Annotated in this window: 6 protein-coding genes and 1 pseudogene; 5 read left to right on the top strand and 2 right to left on the bottom strand. The window is 70.2% G+C overall.

All coding sequences use genetic code 11. The features are described from left to right. Together Q0916_RS03785 and gatE are read left to right on the top strand one after the other, a co-directional pair. Positions 1 to 186 (top strand): annotated as a pseudogene (locus Q0916_RS03785) (PadR family transcriptional regulator); the annotation flags it as partial. Positions 187 to 299: 113 nt separating this feature from the next. Beyond that, a complete protein-coding gene (gene gatE / locus Q0916_RS03780; RefSeq protein WP_299234593.1) occupies positions 300 to 2,153 on the top strand; it encodes a Glu-tRNA(Gln) amidotransferase subunit GatE in 1,854 nt (617 codons plus the stop codon). 86 nt (positions 2,154 to 2,239) lie between these two features. Here the strand turns inward: gatE and Q0916_RS03775 are convergent, their stop codons facing one another. Next, positions 2,240 to 3,034: an RNA methyltransferase gene (locus Q0916_RS03775; protein WP_299234592.1), complete on the bottom strand. Its 795-nt coding sequence runs from the start codon at positions 3,032 to 3,034 to the stop codon at positions 2,240 to 2,242. 97 nt (positions 3,035 to 3,131) lie between these two features. Here Q0916_RS03775 and Q0916_RS03770 point away from each other — a divergent pair, with 97 nt between their 5' ends. The 3 genes from Q0916_RS03770 to Q0916_RS03760 all read left to right on the top strand — a co-directional run bounded on the left by Q0916_RS03770 (position 3,132) and on the right by Q0916_RS03760 (position 5,701). Then, positions 3,132 to 4,262 (top strand): dihydropteroate synthase, encoded by a 1,131-nt coding sequence (locus tag Q0916_RS03770; protein WP_299234589.1) that lies wholly within the window; start codon positions 3,132 to 3,134, stop codon positions 4,260 to 4,262. A 133-nt stretch (positions 4,263 to 4,395) separates the two neighbouring features. Further along, the gene (locus Q0916_RS03765) at positions 4,396 to 5,085 is read left to right on the top strand and encodes a 6-hydroxymethylpterin diphosphokinase MptE-like protein (protein ID WP_299234586.1); all 690 of its coding nucleotides are present in this window, start codon (positions 4,396 to 4,398) and stop codon (positions 5,083 to 5,085) included. Between the two features lie 55 nt (positions 5,086 to 5,140). Then, positions 5,141 to 5,701, top strand: coding sequence for a class I SAM-dependent methyltransferase (locus tag Q0916_RS03760; RefSeq protein WP_299234584.1), 561 nt, complete (start codon positions 5,141 to 5,143; stop codon positions 5,699 to 5,701). Positions 5,702 to 5,715: 14 nt separating this feature from the next. Here the strand turns inward: Q0916_RS03760 and Q0916_RS03755 are convergent. Continuing rightward, a partial coding sequence (locus Q0916_RS03755; RefSeq protein WP_299234581.1) for a quinone oxidoreductase family protein occupies positions 5,716 to 6,572 on the bottom strand: 857 nt, incomplete at its 5' end.

Below are 6,572 nucleotides of genomic sequence, written 5' to 3'. Positions count from 1 at the left end.
GTCTACCCGCGGCTGCACGATCTCTGCGACGAGGGCGTCCTCGAACAGCGGGAGTTGGTCAAGACCAAAGAGTACACGCTGGCGGACGGCGCCGAAGCGAAGGCGGACGTGGCGGCGGCGGCCCGCCAGCACCTGGCGCTGGGGATGGTGCTACGGGCGGCCCTGGACAACGCCGAGTTCGAATAACTACACCGCATTATACCGTATCACACCACCACGCGCCACGCGCCGCGACCGCTCCGCCCCTTCCGACCGCGGGATGGTGCCTTTTTTGACCGTCGGCCCCCCAGCGGCGCGTAATGAGTCACGATTACGAGGCCCTCGGTCTCGTCGCCGGGCTGGAGATCCACCAACAGCTCGACACGGAGACCAAACTCTTCTGTAACTGCCCGACAGAGCGCAGGGAGCCGTCGGCGTCGACCCGGTCGTTCACCCGCTATCTCCACCCCACGAAGTCCGAACTCGGCGAACTCGACGACGCGGCCCTCGAGGAGTCCCGCGTCGACCGGGAGTTTCGGTACCTCGCCTTCGACACCACCTGTCTCGTCGAGGAGGACGACGAACCGCCGCGCAGACTCGACGGGGAGGCCCTCGAGACGGCCCTCGAGATCGCGGCGCTGTTGGACTGTACGGTCGTCGATCGGGCCCACGTCATGCGGAAGATCGTCGTCGATGGCTCCAACACCTCCGGGTTTCAGCGCTCTACGCTCGTCGCGACCGACGGCAAGATCGAGACCGAGGACGGTTCGGTCGGCATCGCCGACATGCTCCTCGAGGAGGAGTCGGCGGCCCGGATCGAGGAGCGCGACGACGGCGTCACCTACGGGCTCGACCGACTCGGGATTCCGCTCGTCGAGATCGGCACCGAACCGGACATCCGGACGCCCCGACAGGCCCGCGAGGCGGCCGAGCGGATCGGGATGATGCTCCGCTCGACCGGCAGGGTCAAACGCGGGCTGGGAACGATCCGACAGGACGTCAACGTCTCCATCGAGGAGGGGGCCCGCGTCGAGATGAAGGGCGTCCAGAGCCTCGAGGACATCGACGACCTCGTCGAGGGCGAGGTCGCAAGACAGGTCGAACTGCTCGATATCGCCGCGGAACTGCGGGCGAACGACGCGTCGGTCGCGGATCCGATCGACGTGACGGCGGTCTTCGAGGAGACCGACAGCGGCGTCATCGCCGGCGCGGACGCGGTCCGGGCGATCAGACTGGAGGGGTTCGACGGGCTCGTCGGCCGGGAGATCCAGCCGGACCGACGGCTCGGGACGGAACTTTCCGATCACGCTACGCGACACGGCGCGGGCGGGATATTCCACACCGACGAACTGCCGGCCTACGGCGTCACCGCCTCGGAGGTCGAGTCGTTGCGGGCCGCGGTCGACGCCGACGGGTCCGATGCGGTCGCTCTCGTCGCGGCCGAGGCGGCGGTCGCCGAGACGGCGATCGAGGCCGTCGCCGACCGGGCCGAGGCGGCCACCGAGGGCGTTCCCGAGGAGACCCGCGGCGCGAACGAGGACGGCACCTCGCGGTACCTCCGCCCGCTGCCCGGCGCCGCCCGGATGTACCCCGAGACGGACGTCCCGCCGGTGGCGCCCGACCCCTCCGAGATCGACCCGCCGGAGCTGCTCACCGAGCGCGTCGAGCGGTACCGCTCGGAACTCGGCCTCGATTCGGGGCTCGCCGAACAGGTCGCGTACGGCCGCCACATGACGATCTTCGAGCGCGCGGTCGAGCGCGGCGTCGACCCCACCACCGCGGCCGGCACGCTCGAATCGACGCTGACCGAACTGCGGCGCGACGACGTTCCCGTTGGAGAGCTCACCGGGTCGGCGCTGCTCAACACGCTGGAGGCCGTCGAGCGCGGCGATCTCGCAAAGGAGGGGATCGCGCCGGTGTTGAGCGAACTCGCCGCCGATCCGGGCCTCTCGGTCCCGGAGGCGATCGAGTCCGCCGGCCTCGCCGGCGTCGACCGCGAAGCCGTCCGCGAGACCGTCCGCGAGGTCGTCGAGCGCAACGGCGAACAGGTCGAATCGGAGGGGATGGGGGCCTTCTCGGCGCTCATGGGCGAGTGCATGGGCGCGCTCCGGGGGAAGGCAGACGGCGAGGTCGTCTCCGAGTTGCTTCGCGAGGAGATCGGCGAGCGGAGCTGACCCCGACCGCAGATCCGCCCCCACAGGGGATACTCGTCCGTTCGGTCGTCAGTCGGTCCGTCCCCGACTCCGTTTCTGTTTTCTGTTCAACCTTCGGCTCCGCCTCCGTTTTGGCCGTCGTCGCCGTCCCCGCCCGCCGCCTCGTCTCCGTCCGGTGTTCGGTCGCTCTCGGCCCGCATCGCCCCCCGGCGGAGGACGCCGCGAAGCGTCCGGGCTTCCCGCCCCGTGGGGTGTGCCCGCCCGACGAGCCGCCGGAAGAGCCGCTCGGTCTTGTCGCGCTTTTCGACCGGGTGACCCACACTCCGTAGGTACCCGTCGAACGTCGAGTAGAGCCCCTCGATCTCGCGTTCGTCGGCGCGTTCGTGCGATTGCTCGGGGTGTTGGGTCTCCCCGACGGTCAGCCCCCGGAGCTCGTAGAGGACGATCGTCGCCGCCTGTGCGAGGTTCAACACGGGGTAGGCCCCGTCGGCGGGGATCGAACAGACCCGATCGAAGCGCGCCAGCTCCTCGTTCGTCAGCCCGATCCGCTCGCGGCCGAACACGAGACAGACGTCCGCGTCGAGCCCCTCGAGCTCGTCGGCGAGATCGGCGGGTTCGACGAACGGGTACCGGACGTGTTTCCTCGCGTCCTGGTTCGTCGTCGCCGTCGTGGCGACGGTGTAGAAGTTCTCGACGAGGTGATCCAGCGACACGGACTCGGCGTTCGGCAGGACGTCCTCGCGGGCGTGGCCGGCGAACCCGTAGGCCTCGCCCGCCGGATCGAGCTCCGGGGGGTCGACGAGAAGCAGCTCCGAGAGCCCGAAGTTCTTCATCGAGCGGGCGATCGTGCCGATGTTGCCGGGCGTTTCGGCACCGACGACCGCGACTGCGACACTCGACATCGTGCGGCGGTTCGGGAGCCGCCGGTATAAGAGCGTCCGTCCGTCGGTAGCGTGCCGGTATCGGTCGGCTTTACGCCCGGGGGCTCGAACGGACGGTATGCGAACGGTAGACGCGGCCGGACTGAAGATCGGCGACGAGCATCCGCCCCGGATCATGGGGGTACTGAACGTCTCGAAGGAGTCGCCGTACGACCCGAGCGTCTTCGACGACCCGGGCGAGGCGGCGGCGTACGTCGACGAGGAACTGATCGGCGAGGGCGCCGACATCGTCGACGTCGGCCTAGAGTCGGCCAACAAGAAGTTCGAGGTGCTCTCGGCGGAGGGCGAACTCGAACGGCTCGAAACGGCGATCGAGACGCTCGAATCCACGTCCGGAGACGCGGTCTGGTCGATCGAGACGCGGTACCACGAGGTCGCCGCCGCGGCCCTCGACGCCGGGTTCGGTATGGTCAACGACATCTGCGGGTTCGCCGACCCCGAGATGCCGGCCGTCTGCGCCGACTACGACGTGGCCGTCTCGAAGATGGCCTCGCCGCCGGACCTCGAACGCCCCGGCGCGATCGAGGACGTCGACGACATCTACGACGCCCTCGCGCGGAACGGCTTCACCGACAAGACGATCGTCGATCCGGCCTTCGGCGGGTGGTCCGAGGCGAAGACGATCGACGACGACCGCGAGACGTTCGATCGTCTCCGGGAGTTCCGGGGCTACGGTCGGCCGATCCTCGTCTCCATCAACCGGAAGAACTTCCTCCGACAGATCGCGGGGCGCGACACGGCGGAGGCGCTGCCGGTGTCGCTCGCCGCGACGTCGATGGCGGTCGAGCGCGGAGCCCACGTCGTCCGGACCCACGACGTCGCCGAAACGCGGGACGCCGCCTTGGTTGGCCACGAGTTCACCGCCGACAGGACCCGGACGGACAACCTCGAGGAACTCGACGTGGCGACCGACCGGGAGTTCGCCCGTCGCGCCGACCGACTCGGGGCGGACGGCGGGGACCGATCGGTCATGACACACGCCGTCGAACTCCGGGCCGGCGGGCTGACCGACGCGCTCTTCGAGGCGGCCGAAACCGCCGGCGTGGACGTTTATCGCGGCGACGGAGCCCTCCTCGTCGGCACCGAATCGGCCTTCCGGACGCTCTCGGAGACGCTCCGGGAGGACGCCCCGGAACTCGCGGCCGACGTGCGCCGGTTGTGTTCGGGGTTCGGCGGGTCTGACGCGTGACCGACGCACACCGTACGGTACAAGAAAGCTTATGCCAAATGCAGGAATACGTCGGCACGGAAGCCCGAAGGGCACATCCGGGTAGGGGTACCTTGGTGCGCTTCGGGTCCAATCTTCACACCCGGTAGTGGCCATGCTATACGACGAGTGGGAACCGGTCTACGCGGCGATCCTCTCGGAGTTCGGATACGACCGGGCCGGCGACGAGCGGGTCCGCGACCGCCTACGCGCGCTCGTCGCCGACGACGGTGGCGACCCCCTCGCCGTCGACGATCTCGAGTTCGGCGGAACGGTCGCCGTCTGCGGTGCGGCACCGACGCTCCGGGCGGAGTTAGACCTCGCCGACCGGGCCGACCGCGTCGTCGCCGCCTCCGGGGCCGCGGCCGTCTGCTCGGAACACGGGGTCGCCGTCGACTGCATGGTGACCGATCTGGACAAGACGCCCGACACGGCGGTGGCCCTGACCGACGCGGGCGTCCCGGTCGCCGTCCACGCGCACGGCGACAACGCGGCCGCGATCGACCGCTACGTCCCGGCGTTCGACACCGCTTCGGTGCTCCCGACGACGCAGGCGGCGCCGACGCCGCCGGTGTGCAACCCGGGCGGGTTCACCGACGGCGACCGCGCGGCGTTTCTGGCCGACGCGTGCGGGGCCGACGAACTCGTCTTCCCGGGGTGGGACTTCGACGACGACGCCGTCACGCCGGAGAAATCGAGGAAGCTCCGGTGGGCAGAGCGACTGCTCCGGTGGCTCGAACTCAGACGCGACGAGCGCTTTAGGATCCTCGATGGCCGACGCGGGCGCATCGACCCGCTCCCGTAGCCCCCGGCGACGCCCGAGCAGCCACCGTTATACCGCCGCCCGCCGTTCGTCGGGTATGGGATTTCACACGTTCGACCCCGACCGCGCCGACCGACTCACGGACGTGAGCCGGTACCGGTGGTGCTCGAGTGAGGAGCTCCTCTCGCTCGTCGCCCCCGCCTCCGACGAGGAACTGGCCGACCTCGGCAGCGGCACCGGGTTCTACACCGATCCGGTCGCCGAGCGGGCCCGGCTCGTCCACGCCGTCGACGTGCAACCGGAGATGCACGATCTGTACGCCGACCGGGGCATGCCCGACAACGTTCGGCCGGTCACGGCCGAGATCGCCGACCTCCCTTTTGAGGACGGATCGCTCGATTGCGTGTTCAGCACGATGACCTACCACGAGTTCTCGGGGTCCGAGGCGGTCGCCGAGATACGCCGCGTCCTCCGTCCCGGCGGCCGCGTCGTCACCGTTGATTGGGACCGCAACGGCGCGGGCGGTGGCGGTCCCCCCCGCGCCGAGCGACACGGCCTCGGACACGCCGTGTCGGCGTTCGCCGACGCCGGCCTGACGATCGAGCACGCCGTCTCCCGGACCGAGACGTTTCTGTGTTCCGCCAGACGCGACGCGTGATCGCCCCCGGCGGCTCAGGGAACCAACACGACCTTGCCGCTGGACTTTCGCTCCTCGATGAAGCGGTGTGCGTCGGCGGCGTCGGCCAACTCGAAGCTGTGTCCGACCCGCACCTCGAGAGAGCCCGAGCCGAGCAACTCGGTCAGCTCCGGGATCGCGCCCATCACGCGGGCCGGGACCGCCTCCATCGCCCGACCAAGGTGATAGCCGATCACGCGCTTGTTGCCGAAGAGGAGGTCGGCGGTGTTCGGCCGCCCCGGGCTGCCGGAGGCGGCCCCGAAGGAGACCATCCGGCCGAACGGCGACAGCGCGTCGAGGCTGTCGTCCGTCGTCTCGCCGCCGACCCCGTCGAGAACGAGATCGACGCCCTCGCCGTCGGTGACGTCCGCGACCCGATCGACGAAGTCCTCCTCGGTGTACCGGATCCCGTGATCGGCCCCGAGCGACGCGGCCATCGAGAGCTTCTCCGGCGTCGAGGCGGTGCCGATCACCGTCGCCCCCGCCTCGTCGGCCAACTGGACCGCCGCGCTCCCGACGCCGCCCGCCGCCGCGTGGACGAGGACGGTCTCGCCCGCCTCGAGGCCGCCCCACTCGTGTAGGCAGTTGTGCGCCGTCAGCCACTGGACCGGGAACCCCGCGGCCTCCTCGAAGCCGAGCCCCGCCGGGATCTCCAAGAGCCCCCTCGCGTCGGCGACGGCGTACTCGGCGTAGCCACCGCCGCCCAGTAGCGAGACGACCTCCTCGCCGACGTCCCGACCCACGCCCGCACCGACGGCGTCGATCACGCCGGCGACCTCCATCCCCGGAACGTACGGCGGTTCGGGGCCGCCCTGGTAGTCGCCGCGGCGCTGCATGATGTCGGCGAAGTTGA

The organism is Natronomonas sp. (genome assembly GCF_028274965.1).
GTDB lineage: Archaea > Halobacteriota > Halobacteria > Halobacteriales > Haloarculaceae > Natronomonas.
Note: the sequence above shows the minus strand (reverse complement) of the source record. Positions and strands in the feature narration are given on the sequence as shown.